Annotated in this window: 17 protein-coding genes; 13 read left to right on the top strand and 4 right to left on the bottom strand. The window is 69.3% G+C overall.

Features of this window, described 5'->3' with window-relative positions; translation table 11 throughout:
* Positions 1-196: 196 nt before the first annotated feature.
* From pyrR to pyrF, 7 genes are read left to right on the top strand one after another with little or no spacing between them, the layout of a single operon-like run.
* Positions 197-769 carry a bifunctional pyr operon transcriptional regulator/uracil phosphoribosyltransferase PyrR gene (pyrR, locus tag A5750_RS19675; protein WP_067265137.1) on the top strand — a complete coding sequence of 191 codons (573 nt, stop codon included), beginning with the start codon at positions 197-199 and terminating at the stop codon, positions 767-769.
* Positions 766-1,725, top strand: a complete 960-nt coding sequence (locus A5750_RS19680; protein WP_066945169.1) for an aspartate carbamoyltransferase catalytic subunit — start codon at positions 766-768, stop codon at positions 1,723-1,725. Before pyrR ends, A5750_RS19680 begins: the two co-directional genes overlap by 4 nt.
* Positions 1,722-3,014 carry a dihydroorotase gene (locus A5750_RS19685; RefSeq protein WP_066945166.1) on the top strand — a complete coding sequence of 431 codons (1,293 nt, stop codon included), beginning with the start codon at positions 1,722-1,724 and terminating at the stop codon, positions 3,012-3,014. Before A5750_RS19680 ends, A5750_RS19685 begins: the two co-directional genes overlap by 4 nt.
* Positions 3,011-3,511 (top strand): transporter, encoded by a 501-nt coding sequence (locus A5750_RS19690; protein ID WP_066945163.1) that lies wholly within the window; start codon positions 3,011-3,013, stop codon positions 3,509-3,511. Before A5750_RS19685 ends, A5750_RS19690 begins: the two co-directional genes overlap by 4 nt.
* A complete protein-coding gene (gene carA / locus A5750_RS19695) occupies positions 3,508-4,644 on the top strand; it encodes a glutamine-hydrolyzing carbamoyl-phosphate synthase small subunit (protein ID WP_066945160.1) in 1,137 nt (378 codons plus the stop codon). The genes A5750_RS19690 and carA overlap by 4 nt, the downstream gene beginning before the upstream one ends.
* Positions 4,644-8,009: a carbamoyl-phosphate synthase large subunit gene (gene carB / locus A5750_RS19700; RefSeq protein WP_067265139.1), complete on the top strand. Its 3,366-nt coding sequence runs from the start codon at positions 4,644-4,646 to the stop codon at positions 8,007-8,009. Before carA ends, carB begins: the two co-directional genes overlap by 1 nt.
* Positions 8,006-8,833, top strand: a complete 828-nt coding sequence (gene pyrF, locus A5750_RS19705) for an orotidine-5'-phosphate decarboxylase (protein WP_066945154.1) — start codon at positions 8,006-8,008, stop codon at positions 8,831-8,833. Before carB ends, pyrF begins: the two co-directional genes overlap by 4 nt.
* A gap of 77 nt (positions 8,834-8,910) precedes the next feature.
* Here pyrF and A5750_RS19710 read toward each other — a convergent pair whose 3' ends face one another.
* Positions 8,911-9,333, bottom strand: a complete 423-nt coding sequence (locus tag A5750_RS19710) for a molybdopterin-binding protein (RefSeq protein ID WP_066945151.1) — start codon at positions 9,331-9,333, stop codon at positions 8,911-8,913.
* A 466-nt stretch (positions 9,334-9,799) separates the two neighbouring features.
* Between A5750_RS19710 and mihF the strand changes: the two genes are divergently transcribed.
* The 5 genes from mihF to metK all read left to right on the top strand — a co-directional run bounded on the left by mihF (position 9,800) and on the right by metK (position 13,801).
* On the top strand, positions 9,800-10,114 hold the full coding sequence (gene mihF, locus A5750_RS19715; protein WP_007171927.1) for an integration host factor, actinobacterial type: 315 nt from the start codon (positions 9,800-9,802) through the stop codon (positions 10,112-10,114).
* Positions 10,115-10,163: 49 nt separating this feature from the next.
* Positions 10,164-10,832: a guanylate kinase gene (gmk, locus tag A5750_RS19720; protein ID WP_082959160.1), complete on the top strand. Its 669-nt coding sequence runs from the start codon at positions 10,164-10,166 to the stop codon at positions 10,830-10,832.
* A gap of 73 nt (positions 10,833-10,905) precedes the next feature.
* Positions 10,906-11,232, top strand: a complete 327-nt coding sequence (gene rpoZ, locus A5750_RS19725) for a DNA-directed RNA polymerase subunit omega (RefSeq protein WP_055403752.1) — start codon at positions 10,906-10,908, stop codon at positions 11,230-11,232.
* A gap of 22 nt (positions 11,233-11,254) precedes the next feature.
* Positions 11,255-12,493, top strand: coding sequence for a bifunctional phosphopantothenoylcysteine decarboxylase/phosphopantothenate--cysteine ligase CoaBC (gene coaBC, locus A5750_RS19730; protein WP_067265140.1), 1,239 nt, complete (start codon positions 11,255-11,257; stop codon positions 12,491-12,493).
* A 96-nt stretch (positions 12,494-12,589) separates the two neighbouring features.
* Complete coding sequence (gene metK / locus A5750_RS19735) at positions 12,590-13,801, top strand: methionine adenosyltransferase (protein WP_066945137.1); 1,212 nt, start codon at positions 12,590-12,592, stop codon at positions 13,799-13,801.
* A 79-nt stretch (positions 13,802-13,880) separates the two neighbouring features.
* On the opposite strand, the gene A5750_RS19740 is transcribed toward metK, so the two are convergent.
* Genes A5750_RS19740 through A5750_RS19750 form a run of 3 tightly spaced genes read right to left on the bottom strand, consistent with a single transcriptional unit; the run spans position 13,881 to position 17,338 of the window.
* Complete coding sequence (locus A5750_RS19740; protein ID WP_067265142.1) at positions 13,881-15,365, bottom strand: NAD(P)/FAD-dependent oxidoreductase; 1,485 nt, start codon at positions 15,363-15,365, stop codon at positions 13,881-13,883.
* A gap of 10 nt (positions 15,366-15,375) precedes the next feature.
* On the bottom strand, positions 15,376-16,341 hold the full coding sequence (locus A5750_RS19745) for an alpha/beta hydrolase (protein WP_066945131.1): 966 nt from the start codon (positions 16,339-16,341) through the stop codon (positions 15,376-15,378).
* A 22-nt stretch (positions 16,342-16,363) separates the two neighbouring features.
* Positions 16,364-17,338, bottom strand: coding sequence for an alpha/beta hydrolase (locus A5750_RS19750; RefSeq protein WP_066945129.1), 975 nt, complete (start codon positions 17,336-17,338; stop codon positions 16,364-16,366).
* Between A5750_RS19750 and A5750_RS19755 the strand changes: the two genes are divergently transcribed.
* Positions 17,337-18,071 (top strand): lysoplasmalogenase, encoded by a 735-nt coding sequence (locus A5750_RS19755; RefSeq protein WP_066945125.1) that lies wholly within the window; start codon positions 17,337-17,339, stop codon positions 18,069-18,071. The two genes, A5750_RS19750 and A5750_RS19755, sit on opposite strands and share 2 nt — an antisense overlap.
* The last annotated feature ends 68 nt before the right edge of the window (positions 18,072-18,139 follow it).

The following is an 18,139-nucleotide window of genomic DNA, read 5'->3' on the forward strand; positions in this document are numbered from 1 at the left end:
GTCGAAGTCCCTTCGCTGCGGTGGGCGAAACCCGAGCGCGGCGGGACACCTGGGACGGGTGGGGCGCAGCGGGCCTTGGGGGACGGCGCCACCCGTGCCGCGCGCCGTCACGCCTTCGAAGAAGTGCTACGCTGCCGGGCAGTCGACATCCTTTAACGATCCGTCCGGCGAGGCGGAGAAGGAGGTCAAGTCTCGTATGGGTGCTTTGGGTGAGAGCGGCGTGGGCCGCGAATCCCGGGAATTGATGTCGGCGGCCGACGTGGGTCGCACCATTTCCCGTATCGCACACCAGATCATCGAAAAGACCGCTCTGGATAATCCCGACGCGCCGCGGGTGGTGCTGTTGGGCATCCCGACCCGCGGCGTGATCCTGGCCAACCGCCTGGCCACCAACATCGCCGAGTACAGCGGTGTTCAGGTCGGCCACGGCGGGCTCGACATCACCCTCTACCGCGACGACCTGATGCAGAAGCCCCCGCGGCCGCTCGAGGCCACCTCGATCCCCGCCGGCGGCATCGACGACGCGCTGGTGATCCTCATCGACGACGTGCTGTACTCCGGGCGCTCGGTGCGCTCCGCGCTGGACGCGCTGCGCGACGTCGGCCGTCCGCGGGTGGTGCAGCTGGCGGTACTGGTCGACCGCGGCCACCGCGAACTGCCGCTGCGGGCCGACTACGTCGGCAAGAACGTCCCCACCTCCCGCGGCGAGAGCGTGCACGTGCTGCTGTCCGAGCAGGACGGTCGCGACGGGGTGGTGATCTCGCGATGACGCGTCACCTGCTGGCCGCCGGCGACCTGAGCCGCGACGAGGCCACCGCCATCCTCGACGACGCGGACCGGTTCGCCGAGGCGCTGGTGGGCCGCGAGATCAAGAAGTTGCCGACGCTGCGCGGCCGCACCGTGATCACGATGTTCTACGAGAACTCCACCCGCACCCGGGTGTCGTTCGAGGTGGCCGGCAAGTGGATGAGCGCCGACGTCATCAACGTCAGCGCGGCCGGATCGTCGGTGGGCAAGGGGGAGTCGCTGCGCGACACCGCGCTGACACTGCGGGCGGCCGGCGCCGACGCGCTGATCATCCGTCATCCGGCGTCCGGGGCGGCGCACCTGCTCGCCGACTGGACGTGCGCCGGCAACGACTCCGGGCCGTCGGTGATCAACGCCGGGGACGGCACCCACGAGCACCCGACGCAGGCGCTGCTGGATGCGCTCACCATCCGCCAGCGCCTGGGCGGCATCGAGGGCCGGCGCATCGTGATCGTCGGCGACATCCTGCACAGCCGGGTCGCCCGCTCCAACGTCATGCTGCTGAACACCCTGGGCGCCGAGGTGGTGCTGGTGGCGCCGCCGACGCTGTTGCCGGTCGGGGTCGACGGGTGGCCGGTCACCGTGACAGGCGACTTCGACGCCGAGTTGCCCGCCGCCGACGCCGTGTTGATGCTGCGGGTGCAGGCCGAGCGGATGAACGGCGGCTTCTTTCCGTCGGTGCGCGAATACTCCGCCCGCTACGGGCTTTCCGATCGCCGCCAGGCCATGCTGCCCGGCCACGCCGCAGTGCTGCACCCTGGGCCGATGCTGCGCGGCATGGAGATCGCGTCGTCGGTGGCCGACTCGTCGCAATCGGCCGTGCTGCAACAGGTTTCCAACGGTGTGCACGTGCGCATGGCGGTGCTGTTCCATGTGCTGGTGGGAGCGGAATCCGCAGGAGAAGAGGGCGTGGCATGAGCGTGCTGATCCGCGGGGTCCGATTGTACGGCGAGGGCGATCGGGTTGACGTGCTGGTCGATGACGGCCAGATCGCCGAAATCGGTGCGGGCCTTGAGATTCCCGACACCGCGGACGTCGTCGACGCCACCGGTCACGTGCTGCTGCCGGGACTGGTCGACCTGCACACCCATCTGCGCGAACCCGGCCGCGAGTACGCCGAGGACATCGAAACCGGTTCGGCCGCAGCGGCGTTGGGCGGCTACACCGCGGTGTTCGCGATGGCCAACACCAACCCGGTCGCCGACAGCCCGGTGGTCACCGACCACGTGTGGCACCGCGGCCAACAGGTCGGCCTGGTCGACGTGCACCCCGTCGGCGCCGTCACCGTCGGACTGGCCGGCGCCGAGCTCACCGAGATGGGCATGATGGCGGCCGGGGCCGGCCAGGTCCGGATGTTCTCCGACGACGGCATCTGCGTGCACGACCCGCTGGTGATGCGCCGCGCCCTCGAGTACGCCACCGGCCTGGGGGTGCTCATCGCCCAGCACGCCGAGGAACCCAGGCTGACCGTCGGCGCCGTCGCCCACGAGGGACCGACCGCCGCCCGGTTGGGGCTTTCGGGATGGCCGCGGGCCGCCGAGGAATCGATCGTCGCCCGCGACGCGCTGCTGGCGCGCGACGCCGGCGCCCGCGTCCACATCTGCCACGCGTCCACCGCGGGCACCGTCGAGATCGTGAGATGGGCCAAGGAACAAGGGATCTCGATCACCGCCGAGGTCACCCCGCATCACCTGATGCTCGACGACGGCAGGCTGGCCAGCTACGACGGCCGCAATCGCGTCAACCCGCCGCTGCGCGAGGCCGCCGACGCGGTGGCGTTGCGCCAGGCCCTGGCCGACGGTGTCATCGACTGTGTGGCCACCGATCATGCCCCGCACGCCGAGCACGAGAAGTGCGTGGAGTTCGCCGCTGCCCGACCCGGCATGCTGGGTCTGCAGACCGCGCTGTCGGTCGTGGTGCAGACGATGGTGACGCCCGGGCTGTTGACCTGGCGCGACGTCGCGCGGGTGATGAGTGAAAACCCCGCGCGCATCGTCGGGCTGCCCGATCACGGCCGCCCGCTGGAAGTGGGGGAGCCGGCCAACCTGACGGTGGTGGATCCCGACGCCACCTGGACGGTCGCCGGATCGGATCTGGCCAGCCGGTCGGCCAACACGCCATTCGAGTCGATGGCCCTGCCCGCCACCGTGACGGCGACCCTGTTGCGCGGCAAGGTCACCGCTCGAGACGGGAAGTGCCCGGTATGAATTCAGGCACGCTGGTGGGGTCGCTGATCTTCGCGGCCGTGCTGGTGGTGGTGATCGCGGTGGTGATCCAGCTGATGATGCGCGGCTGGCGGCGCCGCTCGCTGCGGCAGGCGGAGCTGATCGGCGACCTGCCCGACGTGCCCGACCAGGTGGGCGCGGTGATCGCCACCACCCGCGGCCACTATTGCGGTTCCATGATGGCGCCGGATTGGAACGAGCGGATCGCGGCCGGCGATCTGGGTTACCGAAGCAAAGGGGTGCTGACCCGCTACTCCGGCGGAATCATGGTGGAACGGCTGCGGGCCAAACCGATTTGGATTCCGGAGGACTCGATCAGCGCTATCCGGATGGAGCGCAGCATGGGAGGCAGGGCGCCGGCCCGGATCGGGATATTGGCGATTCGGTGGCGGCTGCCATCGGGAGTCGAGATCGACACCGGCTTTCGCGCCAACCACCGCGACGACTACGCCGAGTGGCTGAAAGAGGAAGCAGCGTGACGAACAAGGCCCTACTGGTACTCGAGGACGGGCGGGTCTTCACCGGCACGCCGTTCGGCAAGGTCGGCGAAACGCTGGGCGAGGCCGTGTTTTCCACCGGCATGTCCGGCTACCAGGAGACGCTGACCGATCCCAGCTACCACCGGCAGATCGTGGTGGCCACCGCGCCACAGATCGGCAACACCGGCTGGAACACCGAGGACGGTGAGAGCCGGGGCGACAAGATCTGGGTCGCCGGCTACGCGGTGCGCGACCCGTCGCCGCGCGCGTCCAACTGGCGCGCCACCGGCACCCTGGAGGACGAGCTGGTGCGCCAGCACATCGTCGGGATCGCCGGCATCGACACCCGGGCGGTGGTGCGCCACCTGCGCACCCGCGGATCGATGAAGGCGGGGGTGTTCTCCGGTGCGGCGCTCGCCGATCCGGCCGAGCTGGTGGAGCGGGTGCGGGGGCAGCAGTCCATGCTGGGTGCCGACCTCGCCGGCGAGGTCAGCACCCCGGAGCGCTACATCGTGGAACCCGAAGGACCGCAACGCTTCACGGTGGTCGCGCTGGACCTGGGCATCAAGACCAACACCCCACGGAACTTCGCGCGCCGCGGCGTCCGCAGCCATGTGCTGCCGTCGTCGACGAGCTTCGAGCAGATCGCCGACATCAAGCCCGACGGCGTGTTCTTGTCCAACGGTCCCGGCGACCCCGCGACCGCCGACCACGTCGTCGCGCTCACCCGCGAGGTGCTGGGCGCCGGGATACCGTTGTTCGGCATCTGCTTCGGCAACCAGATCCTGGGCCGGGCGCTGGGCCTGTCCACGTACAAGATGGTCTTCGGTCACCGCGGCATCAACATCCCGGTCATGGACCACGCCACCGGGCGGGTGGCGGTGACCGCACAAAATCACGGCTTCGCGCTGGAAGGCGAGGCGGGCCAATCCTTCGACACGCCGTTCGGGCAGGCCGTCGTCAGCCACACCTGCGCCAACGACGGTGTGGTCGAGGGCGTCAAACTCGCTGACGGGCGGGCGTTCTCGGTGCAGTATCACCCCGAGGCCGCCGCCGGGCCCCACGACGCGGAATACCTGTTCGACCAATTCATCGAGCTGATGGCCGCCCAACAAAGCGAAAGGGGGCGCTAGTGCCGCGTCGCACCGACTTGCGTCACGTGCTGGTGATCGGTTCGGGGCCGATCGTCATCGGCCAGGCGGCCGAATTCGATTACTCCGGTACCCAGGCCTGCCGGGTGCTGCGAGCGGAGGGGCTGCAGGTCAGCCTGATCAACTCCAATCCGGCCACCATCATGACCGACCCGGAGTACGCCGACCACACCTACGTCGAGCCCATCACCCCGGCGTTCGTGGAGCGGGTGATCGCCCAGCAGGCCGAGCGCGGCAACAAGATCGACGCGCTGCTGGCCACGCTGGGCGGGCAGACCGCGCTCAACACCGCGGTCGCGCTGTACGAGAACGGGGCGCTGGAGCGGCACGGTGTCGAGCTCATCGGGGCCGACATCGACGCCATCCAGCGCGGCGAAGACCGGCAGATGTTCAAGGACATCGTCGCCAAGGTCGGCGGTGAATCCGCCCGCAGCCGAGTGTGTTTCACCATGGAAGAGGTCCGCGAGACCGTGGATGAACTCGGCCTGCCGGTCGTGGTGCGGCCCAGCTTCACCATGGGCGGCCTCGGCTCGGGCATGGCGCGATCCGTCGAGGAGGTCGACCGGATGGCCGGCGCCGGCCTGGCCGAAAGCCCCAGCGCCAACGTGCTGATCGAGGAGTCGATCTACGGCTGGAAGGAATTCGAGCTCGAGCTGATGCGCGACGGCAACGACAACGTGGTCGTGGTGTGCTCGATCGAGAACTTCGACCCGATGGGCGTGCACACCGGTGACTCGGTCACCGTCGCGCCGGCCATGACGCTGACCGACCGGGAATACCAGCGGATGCGGGACCTGGGCATCGCGATCCTGCGCGAAGTCGGGGTGGACACCGGCGGCTGCAACATCCAGTTCGCGATCAACCCGACCGACGGCCGGCTGATCGTCATCGAGATGAATCCCCGGGTGTCGCGGTCCAGCGCGCTGGCGTCCAAGGCCACCGGCTTCCCGATCGCCAAGATCGCGGCCAAGCTGGCCATCGGGTACAGCCTCGACGAGATCGTCAACGACATCACCAAGGAAACGCCGGCCTGCTTCGAGCCCACACTCGACTACGTCGTCGTCAAGGCGCCGCGGTTCGCGTTCGAGAAGTTTCCCGGGGCGGACCCCACCCTGACCACCACGATGAAGTCCGTGGGCGAGGCAATGTCGTTGGGCCGCAACTTTATCGAGGCGCTCGGCAAGGTGATGCGATCGCTGGAGACCACCCGCGCGGGTTTCTGGACCAAGCCGGACCCGGACGGGGACGTCCACGAGGTGCTCGACCGGCTGCGCACCGCGACCGAGGGCCGGCTCTACGACATCGAATTGGCGCTGCGGCTGGGCGCCTCGGTCGAGCAGGTGGCCGAGGCCAGCGGCGTAGACCCATGGTTCGTCGCCCAGATCGGCGAGCTGGGCAAGCTGCGCACCGAGCTGCTCGACGCCCCGGTGCTCGACACCGACCTACTGCGCCGGGCCAAGCACAACGGGCTGTCGGACCGCCAGATCGCCGCGCTGCGGCCCGAGTTGGCGGGGGAGAACGGCGTGCGCTCGCTGCGTTCGCGGCTGGGCATCCACCCGGTGTACAAGACGGTGGACACCTGCGCGGCGGAGTTCGAGGCCAAGACGCCCTACCACTACAGCAGCTACGAACTCGACCCGGCGGCCGAGACGGAGGTGGCCCCGCAGACCGAGCGGCCCAAGGTGCTGATCCTCGGGTCCGGACCCAACCGCATCGGGCAGGGCATCGAATTCGACTACAGCTGCGTGCACGCGGCAACCACGTTGAGCCAGGCCGGTTTTGAGACCGTGATGGTCAACTGCAACCCCGAGACGGTGTCCACCGACTACGACACCGCCGACCGGCTGTACTTCGAGCCGCTGACGTTCGAGGACGTCTGCGAGGTGGTCCGCGCCGAGCAGCAGTCGGCCGGCGCCGGCCCAGGGGTGGTCGGCGTCATCGTGCAACTGGGCGGCCAGACCCCGCTCGGGCTGGCGCAGCGCCTCGCCGACGCCGGGGTCCCGATCGTGGGCACCCCGCCGGAGGCGATCGATTTGGCCGAGGACCGCGGCGCCTTCGGCGACGTGCTGCTGGGCGTCGGCTTGCCGGCGCCGAAATATGGCATGGCAACGACTTTCGCGCAGGCTCGCCGGATCGCCGACGAGATTGGTTATCCGGTGCTGGTGCGACCGTCATACGTGCTGGGCGGACGCGGGATGGAGATCGTCTACGACGAGGAGACGCTGGAGGGCTACATCACCCGCGCCACCGAGCTCTCACCCGAACACCCGGTGCTCGTCGACCGCTTCCTCGAGGACGCGGTGGAGATCGACGTCGACGCGCTGTGCGACGGCAGCGAGGTCTACATCGGCGGGATCATGGAGCACATCGAGGAGGCCGGCATCCACTCCGGTGACTCGGCGTGCGCGTTGCCGCCGGTCACGTTGGGCCGCAGCGACATCGAGAAGGTGCGCCACGCGACGGAGGCCATCGCGCATGGCATCGGGGTGATCGGGCTGCTCAACGTGCAGTACGCCCTGAAGGACGACGTGCTCTACGTCCTGGAGGCCAACCCGCGCGCCAGCCGCACGGTGCCGTTCGTATCCAAGGCCACCGCGATCCCGCTCGCCAAGGCGTGCGCCCGGATCATGTTGGGCGCCACCATTCCCCAGCTCCGCGCCGAAGGCCTGCTGGCGGCCTCCGGGGATGGCGCCCACGCGGCGCAGAACGCCCCGATCGCGGTGAAGGAGGCGGTGTTGCCGTTCCACCGCTTCCGCCGCGCCGACGGGGCCGCCATCGACTCACTGCTGGGCCCCGAGATGAAGTCGACCGGCGAGGTGATGGGCATCGACCGCGACTTCGGCAGCGCCTTCGCCAAGAGCCAGACCGCCGCGTACGGGTCGCTGCCGGCCGAGGGCACCATCTTCGTCTCGGTCGCCAACCGGGACAAGCGGTCGCTGGTGTTCCCCGTCAAGCGCCTCGCCGACCTGGGCTTCCGCGTCCTGGCCACCGAGGGCACCGCGGAGATGTTGCGCCGCAACGGGATTCCCTGCGACGAGGTGCGCAAGCACTTCGAGCCGGCGCAGCCGGGCCGCCCGGCGGTGTCCGCCGTCGACGCGATCAAGGCCGGTGAGGTCGACATGGTGATCAACACGCCCTACGGCAATTCCGGCCCCCGCATCGACGGCTACGAGATCCGTTCGGCCGCGGTGTCGGTCAACATCCCCTGCGTCACGACGGTGCAGGGCGCGTCGGCCGCCATCCAGGGCATCGAGGCCGGCATCCGCGGCGACATCGGCGTGCGGTCCCTGCAAGAACTGCACAGCCTCATCGGGCAGGGCGCCGCACCAAGCGAGGGCATCCGGTGACGCGGTTCGGCCTCCGGCTGGCCGAGGCCAAGGCGCAACGCGGCCCGCTGTGTGTGGGCATCGACCCGCACCCCGAGCTGCTACGCGCGTGGGATTTGCCGACCACCGCCGACGGACTGGCCGCGTTCTGCGACATCTGCGTCGAGGCGTTCGCCGGGTTCGCCGTCGTCAAGCCCCAGGTGGCGTTCTTCGAGCCCTACGGCGCCGCCGGGTTCGCAGTGCTGGAACGCACCATCGCCGCCCTGCGGTCGGTGGGCGTGCTGGTTCTGGCCGACGCGAAGCGCGGCGACATCGGCACCACGATGGCGGCGTATGCCGCCGCCTGGGCGGGAGACTCGCCGCTGGCCGCCGACGCCGTGACCGCCTCGCCATACCTGGGGTTCGGCTCGCTGCGGCCGCTGCTTGAGACCGCCGCCGCGCACGATCGTGGCGTGTTCGTGCTGGCGGCCACCTCCAACCCCGAGGGGGCGACCGTCCAGCGCGCCACGTTCGACGGCCGCACGGTCGCCCAGCTGGTCGTCGACCAGGCGGCGGTGGTGAACAAGTCCGCCACGCCGGCCGGGCCCGGATACGTCGGCGTGGTGGTGGGCGCGACGGTCCTCGAGGCACCCGACCTCAGCGCGCTGGGCGGACCGGTCCTGGTGCCGGGGCTGGGGGTGCAGGGCGGCCGGCCCGAGGCGCTCGCCGGGCTGGGTGGGGCGCATCCCGGCCAGCTGCTGCCCGCGGTGGCCCGCGAGGTGCTGCGCGCCGGGCCGGGAGTCCCCGAGCTGAGGGCGGCCGGCGAGCGGATGCTGGACGCGGTGGCCTATCTGGCAGCCCTCTAGACGCCCCGCTGGGCGCCGTCTGGGCCCCTGCGCACCGGAAACGCCACCGGGGTCGCGCCCGAGGCCCCAGGCGCGCGTCAGTCCGACGCTATCGACGTGCTGGGCCGGGCGGTCTCCACGATCACCGTGGTGGCCTTGACGACCGCCACGGCGACGCTGCCGGGCCGCAGCTGCAATTCCTCGGCGGCCTCGGTGCTCATCAGCGAGACGACGGTGAACGGCCCGCACTGCATCTCCACCTGGGCCATCACCTTGTCGCTGGTGACCTTGGTGACCAGGCCGACAAAGCGGTTGCGGGCCGAGCTGCCGATGCTGAGCGGGTCCGGCGGCGGGGCGGGCGCGTTGGTCCGGGAAAACCGGGCCAGGTCCTCGCTGGCGATGACCTTGCGGCCGGCCGCGTCGTGACTGACCGACAACGATCCTTGGTTGATCCATCGCCGGACGGTGTCGTCGCTGACTCCGAGCAGCTCAGCGGCCTGACGGATCCGCAGGTTCGACACCGCTAGATGGTAACCCGGCCGGTATTAGCTGGGGCTGGTACCAGCAATCGTCGCCTGGTCGAAGCGCGCCGGAGGGCATCAGCGCGACACGCGCGACACGCGACGAAAAATGCGTGATCCCCGGCACGAGGGGTTTCCGGCCGTCGAGACCGCCCTTCGCCGCCGCCCCGGCGACGGCCACCGCGCCGCTCCGGTGCGCTAAAACCGCAGCTCAGAGCCCTGATTTTGGCGCCCGACACGGCGCTGCGACCGGCGGGACGGCACCAGTCGCGGACGTCGTCGGTGGCGTCCGGCGAACCGGATTTTCGGGCCGCGCGCGGGGCTCATGCTGGGAGTTTGCCCCCCGAACCAGGGGGTCGGGTTAGATTTCGTCAGGAGGCCTGAGTACGGTCGTCTGCGCTGGCTGAAGTGCCGGCGCAGACAAAAAGCGATCGATTGAGATTGATTGATCAGATACGGAGGAATCGTGGCCCTTCCCCAGTTGACCGACGAGCAGCGCGCGGCCGCGTTGGAGAAGGCGGCTGCCGCACGTCGAGCGAGAGCAGAGCTCAAGGACCGGCTGAAGCGCGGCGGCACCAACCTCACGCAGGTGCTCAAGGACGCCGAGACCGACGAAGTCCTGGGCAAGATGAAGGTTTCCGCGCTGCTTGAGGCGTTGCCCAAGGTGGGCAAGGTCAAAGCACAGGAAATCATGACCGAGCTGGAGATCGCCCCCACCCGCCGCCTGCGCGGCCTGGGCGATCGGCAGCGCAAGGCCCTGCTGGAAAAGTTCGGCTCCTAACCCGGCCTCGGCCAACCCGCCCTGTGGGCGCACCGGCCCGGGAGCGCCAGTGAGCGCCGGCGGGGGACCGGACGTCGAGCACGGGACGCGTCCCACGCCATCGGGCAAGGGACGCGTGGTCGTGCTGTCCGGTCCCTCCGCGGTCGGCAAGTCGACAGTGGTCCGGTGCCTGCGCGAGCGGATACCGGGCCTGCATTTCAGCGTCTCGGCCACGACGCGGTCGCCGCGGCCGGGCGAGGTCGACGGCGTCGATTATCACTTCGTCAGCCCCGCCCGCTTCCAGCAGCTGATCGACGACGGCGCGCTGCTGGAGTGGGCCGACATCCACGGCGGACTGCACCGATCCGGCACCCTGGCCGAGCCGGTGCGCACCGCCACCGCAGCCGGGATCCCGGTGCTCATCGAGGTCGACCTGGCCGGCGCGAGGGCGGTCAAGAAGGCGATGCCCGAGGCCATCACCGTTTTCCTGGCCCCACCCAGCTGGGAAGATCTGGAGTCCAGGCTGGTCGGCCGCGGCACCGAAACACCGGAGGCCATGCGGCGCCGCCTCGAGACCGCCCGCGTCGAAATGGCGGCCAAGGACGACTTCGACGAGGTCGTGGTCAACAGTCAATTGGAGTCTGCGTGCGCAGAATTGGTATCCTTGCTGGTGGAAACTGCGCCGGCTCGGCATGAAGCGCCCGGCCAGACCAGTCAGACCAGATCCAATCGAGACTGAGCATCGAATTGCCAGCGGTAGTTAAGCCGTTTCGGGGCTCTGACCGCTTCGAACGTTGAGGAGATTGACCTAAGTGACCATTCCGCAGTCCGACGCCGCGTTGGCCGCCGTCCCCGATCGGTTTGACCCCTCTGCCGGAGGGCAGGGCGCCTACGACACCCCGCTGGGCATCACCAACCCGCCCATCGACGAGCTGCTGGACCGCGTGTCGAGCAAGTACGCCCTGGTGATTTACGCCGCCAAGCGGGCCCGCCAGATCAACGATTACTACAACCAGCTCGGCGAGGGCATCCTCGAATACGTTGGGCCGCTGGTCGAGCCGGGGCTTCAGGAGAAGCCGCTGTCGATCGCCCTGCGTGAAATCCACGCCGACCTGCTCGAGCACACCGAGGGCGAGTAACTAGGACGGGGCCGGGCAGGCTGTGGACCGTAAACGGATCGTCGTCGGCGTCTCCGGTGGCATCGCCGCCTACAAGGCGTGCACGGTCGTTCGTCAGCTCTCCGAGGCCGGCCACCTGGTCCGCGTCATCCCCACCGAATCCGCGCTGCGGTTCGTCGGGGCCGCCACGTTCGAGGCGCTCTCCGGCCAGCCGGTGCACACCGGGGTTTTCGAGAACGTCCCGGAGGTGCCGCACGTCCAGCTCGGGCAGAAGGCCGACCTGGTTCTGGTGGCGCCGGCCACCGCGGACCTGCTGGCGCGCGCGGTGCACGGCCGCGCCGACGACCTGCTGACCGCGACCCTGCTCACGGCGAGATGCCCGGTGTTGTTCGCGCCGGCGATGCACACCGAGATGTGGTTGCACCCGGCGACCGTCGACAACGTGGCGACGCTGCGGCGCCGTGGCGCGGTGGTGCTGGAACCCGCGTTCGGCCGGCTCACCGGCGCCGACAGCGGCTCGGGCCGGCTGCCCGAGGCGGAGGAGATCACCACGCTGGCCCAGCTGCTGCTGGAGCGCCACGACGCGCTTCCCTACGACCTCGCCGGATGCAAGGTGCTGGTGACCGCCGGCGGCACCCGCGAACCGATCGACCCGGTGCGCTTCATCGGCAACCGCAGCTCGGGCAAGCAGGGCTACGCGGTGGCCCGCGTCGCTGCCCAGCGGGGCGCCGAGGTCACCCTGATCGCCGGTCACACCGCCGGACTGATCGACCCCGCCGGCGTCGAAGTGGTCCACATCAGCTCCGCGGAGCAGCTCGGGGACGCGGTGGCCAAGCACGCCCCCGCGGCCGACGTGCTGGTGATGGCGGCGGCCGTCGCCGACTTCCGGCCCGCGCAGGTTTCCGCCGCCAAGATCAAAAAGGGTGACGAAGGGCCACCGGCGATCGAGCTGGTGCGCAACGACGACGTGCTGGCCGGCGCGGTGCGGGCACGCGCCAGCGGCGAGCTGCCCAACATGCGGGCCATCGTCGGGTTCGCCGCGGAGACGGGCGATGCCAACGGCGATGTGCTGTTTCACGCTCGCGCCAAGCTGCGCCGCAAGGGCTGCGACCTGTTGGTGGTCAACGCGGTGGGCGACGGCAGGGCGTTCGAGGTGGACAGCAACGACGGGTGGCTGCTCGCGTCCGACGGCACCGAGTCCGCACTGCAGCATGGCTCCAAGACGCTGATGGCCAGTCGTATCGTGGATGCGATCGCCACGTTCCTGCACGGCGGCGGGTAATAAGGTTCGGTTCTCCTGTGGCGCCAGGCCAGGTGCTGGCCGGACGACGCCCGCCGATATAATTCGGCTAACTAATTATTCGGAAGGATTGAGATTGTGAGCGAAAATGGTCGCCTGTTTACCAGTGAGTCGGTGACTGAGGGACATCCCGACAAGATCTGCGACGCGATCAGCGACTCGGTCCTCGACGCCCTGCTGGCGCAGGACCCCCGCTCACGTGTCGCGGTCGAGACGCTGGTGACCACCGGCCAGGTGCACGTCGTCGGCGAGGTGACGACGACGGCGAAGGAGGCATTCGCCGACATCACCAACACGGTCCGCGAGCGCATCCTCGAGATCGGCTACGACTCGTCGGACAAGGGTTTCGACGGGGCGTCGTGCGGGGTGAACATCGGCATCGGCGCGCAATCGCCCGACATCGCCCAGGGTGTCGACACCGCCTACGAGGCCCGGGTCGAGGGTGAGCAGGACCCGCTGGACGCGCAGGGCGCCGGTGACCAGGGCCTGATGTTCGGCTACGCGATCGCCGACACCCCCGAACTGATGCCGCTGCCCATCGCGCTGGCCCACCGCCTGTCCCGGCGGCTGACCGAGGTGCGCAAGAACGGCGTCCTGCCCTACCTTCGCCCGGACGGCAAGACTCAGGTCACCATCGAATACGAGGACAACGTTCCGGTCCGCCTCGACACCGTGGTGATCTCCACCCAGCACGCGGCCGACATCGACCTGGAGCACACCCTGACCCCCGATCTCCGGGAAAAGGTGGTCAACACCGTCCTCGACGATTTGGCGCACGACACGTTGGACACCTCGTCGACGCGGTTGCTGTTCAACCCGACCGGCAAGTTCGTCCTGGGCGGCCCGATGGGCGACGCGGGGCTGACCGGCCGCAAGATCATCGTCGACACGTACGGCGGGTGGGCCCGCCACGGTGGCGGCGCCTTCTCCGGCAAGGATCCCTCCAAGGTGGACCGCTCGGCGGCCTACGCGATGCGCTGGGTGGCCAAGAACATCGTCGCCGCCGGCCTGGCGGAGCGGGTCGAGGTGCAGGTGGCCTACGCCATCGGCAAAGCCGCCCCCGTCGGCTTGTTCGTCGAGACCTTCGGCACCGCCACGGTCGACCCGGTCAAGATCGAGAAGATCGTCCCGGAGGTATTCGACCTGCGGCCCGGCGCCATCATCCGCGATTTGGACCTGCTACGCCCGATCTACGCGCAGACCGCCGCCTACGGCCACTTCGGCCGCACCGACATCGAGCTGCCGTGGGAGCAGCTGAACAAGGTCGACGACCTCAAGCGCGCCGTCTAGGGGACTCGACGAGAAGACCCGAAATCGCATGAATCATCAAGGCAAACGGTGATTTTGCGTCCGTTCGCGGGCACCGGCGTCAGCCGGTGAATCGGTAGTCGTCGAGGTCGAACCGCCGGCTGCGCCAATAGGCCTCCACCGTGGTGGTGGGGCGCAGCGGCACGTCGCCGTTCTTGTCGAAGTAGTAGCTGTTGGCGAGCCGGCAGCTGTCCTGCCAGAAGATCTGCCGGTGCCGTCGGCGCATCATCTCGTCGAAGTATCGGTCGTTGGCTTCCTCGGTGACCTCGACGCGCGTCGCGCCCTGGCGCTCGGCCCGTTTCAGGCACCGCACGATGTGGTGGGTCTGCGTCTCGATGAGCGCGAAATATGACGAGCCGACGTAGCCGTAGGGGCCGAACACCGTGAACAGGTTGGGGAAATCGGGGACGCTGACGCCCTCGTAGGCCTGCAGCCGGTGTTCGTCCCAGAACCGGCTCAGGGATTTGCCGCCGCTTCCGGTGACCGCGAACGTCGGGACGTCGTCGGGGTCCATCACTTTGAACCCGGTGGCCAGGATCAGCACGTCGACTTCGTGGTCCGCGCCGTCGGTGGTGGCCACGGCCGACGGCGTGATCTTGTCGATCGGCTCGGTGACCAGCCGCACGTTGTCCCGGTTGAACGTGGCCAGGTACTCGTTGTGGAAGCCGGGGCGCTTGCAGCCGACCGCGTAGCGCGGGGTGAGTTGATCGCGCACCGTCGGGTCGTGAACCTGTTTGCGCAGATAGGCCAGCCCCGCCGACTCCATCCTCTTGGCCAGCGGGATGACCGTGAAATAGTGCGCGGAGATCGGGAAGGTGACTTCGACGAAGGCCTGGCTCAGTAGCCGCTGCACGACCTTTCCCCCGGGGATCCGCATCGCCCAGCGGGCCGGTGCGGGCAGCGCGACGTCCAGCTTGGGGAAGCACCAGATCGGGGTGCGCTGAAAAACGGTGAGCTGCTTGACAATCGGCGCGATTTCGGGAATGACCTGGACGGCCGAGGCGCCGGTGCCGATGATCGCGACGCGCTTGCCGCTCAGGTCCTGGTCGTGATCCCAGCGCGCGGTGTGCATCGTGATGCCGCCGAAGCTGTCCACGCCGTCGATGTCGGGCAGGTTGGGGACGGTGAGCACCCCGCAGGCGCTGATCAGGAATCGGGCGGTCACCGTGCCGCCGGGGTCGGTCTGCACCCGCCACAGGCAATGCTCGTCGTCGAACTCGGCGGCTTGCACTTTGGTGTTCAACCGGATTCGGGATCGGAGCCCGTATTTGTCGACGCAGTGTTCCGCATACGCCTTGAGCTCGCGCCCCCGCGCGTAGGTCCGCGACCAATCCGGGCTCTGCTCGAAGGAGAACTGGTAGGAGAACGACGGAATGTCCACGGCGATACCGGGATAGGTGTTCCAGTGCCACGTCCCGCCGACCCCGTCGCCAGCCTCGACGACGAGATAGTTCGACAGTCCGGCGTTGTCGAGCTTGATGGCGGCGCCGATTCCGGAGAAGCCGGCGCCCACGATCAGCGTGTGGTAGTCGGGAGTGCTGCTCATCGGTGTCCGCCTAGGGGTGGAGTGCCTTCTTGAGTGCGGCCAGCCCCCGGTCGGTGGCATCGCCGGCCGCGGGTATCACCAGAGCGAAGCTGGCGTAGCCGTGCACCAGGTTCGGTTCGTTGCTCAATTCCGCGGGCACGCCGGCGCTGTCCAGCAGCTCGGCGTAGCGCGCCCCGTCGTCGCGCAGCGGATCGTGTTCGGCGGTCCCGATGTAGGCGGGCGGCAACCCGGACAGGTCCGTCGCGTTCGCCGGGGCGAGGGTGACGGGCAGCGCCGTCGGGTCACTGATGTCGAGGTCAGGCAGATACCAGGACAGGAACGCGTCGATGACGTCGCGGTCCAGGATGGGTGCGTTGGCGTTTTCGGTGTACGACGGCAGCGACAGGTCCGCGGTGACGACCGGGTACCACAGCAGCTGGAAGCTGAGCTCGGGTCCGGCGTTCTCGTTGGCCAGATGCGCCATCACGGCGGCCAGGTTGCCGCCGGCCGAGTCGCCGGCGACCGCGATGCGGGTGGGGTCGCCGCCCAGCTCGGCGGCGTGCTCGGCGACCCACTGCAACGCCGCCCAGGAGTCGTTGACCCCGGCCGGGAACGGATGCTCGGGCGCCAGCCGGTAGTCGACGGACACCACGATGGCCTCGGCGCCGACGGCGTGCGCGCGGGCCAGGGGGTCGTGGGTGTCCAGGCCGCCGAGGCAGAAGCCGCCGCCGTGGTAGAAGACGACGACGGGCAACGCCTCCTCCGGCTCCAGGGGCGGCCAGTAGATGCGCACGGGGATGTCGGTGAGCCCCCCGTGACCGATCATGCGGTCCTCGATGCGCAGGTCCGGCAGCATTTCGGGCGGCACCTGGAGCAACCGCAGGCGCGAGCGTGCAACCTCCACGCCGTCGGCCGCGCTGAAGGTCATCGGGAAGGCGTCGAGCAACGCCTTGAACGTCGGATCGATGCCGGGTCGGGCGAAGGTGGGCTCCGTCATGGATTCACCGTACGCCCCACATTTACCCGCGCAGCCCGGTTCGCAGGGCGCTCAACCCGCGTTCCATCGCGGCGGTGGCCGCGGGCACCACACCGCCGTAACCGAGATAGCCGTGCACCAGGTTCTCGGCGTTGTGCACCTCGACCAAAACGCCCGCTTCGGCCAGCCGCTCGCCGTACCGAATGCCGTCGTCGCGCAGCGGGTCGTGACCCGCGACGGCGATGTAGGCGGGCGGCAGGTTGGACACGTCCGCGGCGCGTCCCGGCGCCATACCCGGTGGCGGGGCGGATAAGTCGACTTCGCCCGCGTACCAACGCGAGAACTCGGCGACGGCCTTGACATCCAGGATCGGCGCGGCGGCGTTTTCGGTGAAGGACGGCAGCGAGGCGTCCCACATGGTGGAGGGATACCACAGCAGCTGGAACGCGATGAGCGGTGCGCCGCTATCACGCGCCCGCTGTGCCGTTACGGCCGTGATGGTTCCGCCGGCTGAATCCCCGGCCAGGGCCAACCGATTCGGATCACCGCCCAATTCGCCGGCGTGCTCGGCGGTCCAAAGCGTTGCGGCCCAAGCGTCTTCGATGGCGGCGGGGTAGGGATGCTCGGGCGCCAACCGGTAGTCGACGGACACCACGATCGCGTCGGCGCCCACCGCGTGCTGGCGGGCCGTGCCGTCGTAGCTGTCGAGGTCACCCACGACGAACCCGCCGCCGTGGAAGTACAGCACGACGGGCGGCGCGATACTACCGGTGCTCACGCCCGAATCGATTGGCGGCCAATAGATCCGGATGCCGATCGACCCTGCCGGACCGGGAATGGCGCGGTCTTCGACGCGCAGCTCGGGATGCAGTGGCCGGCGTGGCAGGTCGCGGAACCGCTGCCGCGCCGCATCAACACCGTCGTCGGCGGATAGCCGGAAGGGAACCGCATCCAGTACCTTCTGCAGGATGGGGTCGATCGCGGGCTTTTCGTCGGCTGTGTTATCCAAGCTTGGCATGGACGTACCGTACGCACCGCGTCTGGTCTTCGGCGGCTGGGTGGTGGCCGGCTGGGCGGCGCTCGGCTATGGCGTCTACCTGACGGTGTTGGCGCTGGGTTCGCCGCCGGGAACCGAGCTGACCGGGCACTGGGTGCTCCAGCCGCTGTTCAAGGCGTCGATGGCGTTGTTGCTGACCGCCGCCGCGGTCGGCCACGCCGTCGTCCGCGAGCGGCGGTGGCTGATGCCGGCGCTGCTGCTGTCGGCCATCGGCGACTGGGCGCTGGCGATCCCGTGGTGGGAGCCGTCCTTCGTAGTGGGCCTGGGCGCATTCCTGTTGGCGCACTTGTGCTTCCTGGGCGCGCTCCTGCCCCTGGCGGCGAGGCGTCCGTCGAAGCCGCGCATCGCCGCCGTGGTGGCCATGTGCCTGGCCACCATCGCGCTGCTGGCGTGGTTCTGGCCGCATCTGGACAAACTGAGGCTTCCGGTGACGGCCTACATCCTCGTGCTGACCGCAATGGTGTGCGCCGCGCTGGTGGCGCAGCTGCCGACGATCTGGACGGCGGTGGGGGCGGTGTGCTTCGCGGCGTCCGATTCGCTGATCGCCATCGGCCGCTTCATCCTGGGCAACGAGGCACTGGCGGTGCCGATCTGGTGGTCCTACGCCGCCGCGCTGATCCTGATGACGGCCGGGTTCTTCTTCGGTCGTGAGGCACCGGCCGACGCCGCTACCCCGGAACCGGCCGAAAGCTGACCCGGACGGTAAAGGCGTTGAGCAGCAACCTGTTTCGACGCGGGGTGCCGTGAGCGGCGCCGCGCGCA

Source organism: Mycobacterium sp. 852002-51613_SCH5001154 (assembly GCF_001667425.1).
GTDB lineage: Bacteria > Actinomycetota > Actinomycetes > Mycobacteriales > Mycobacteriaceae > Mycobacterium.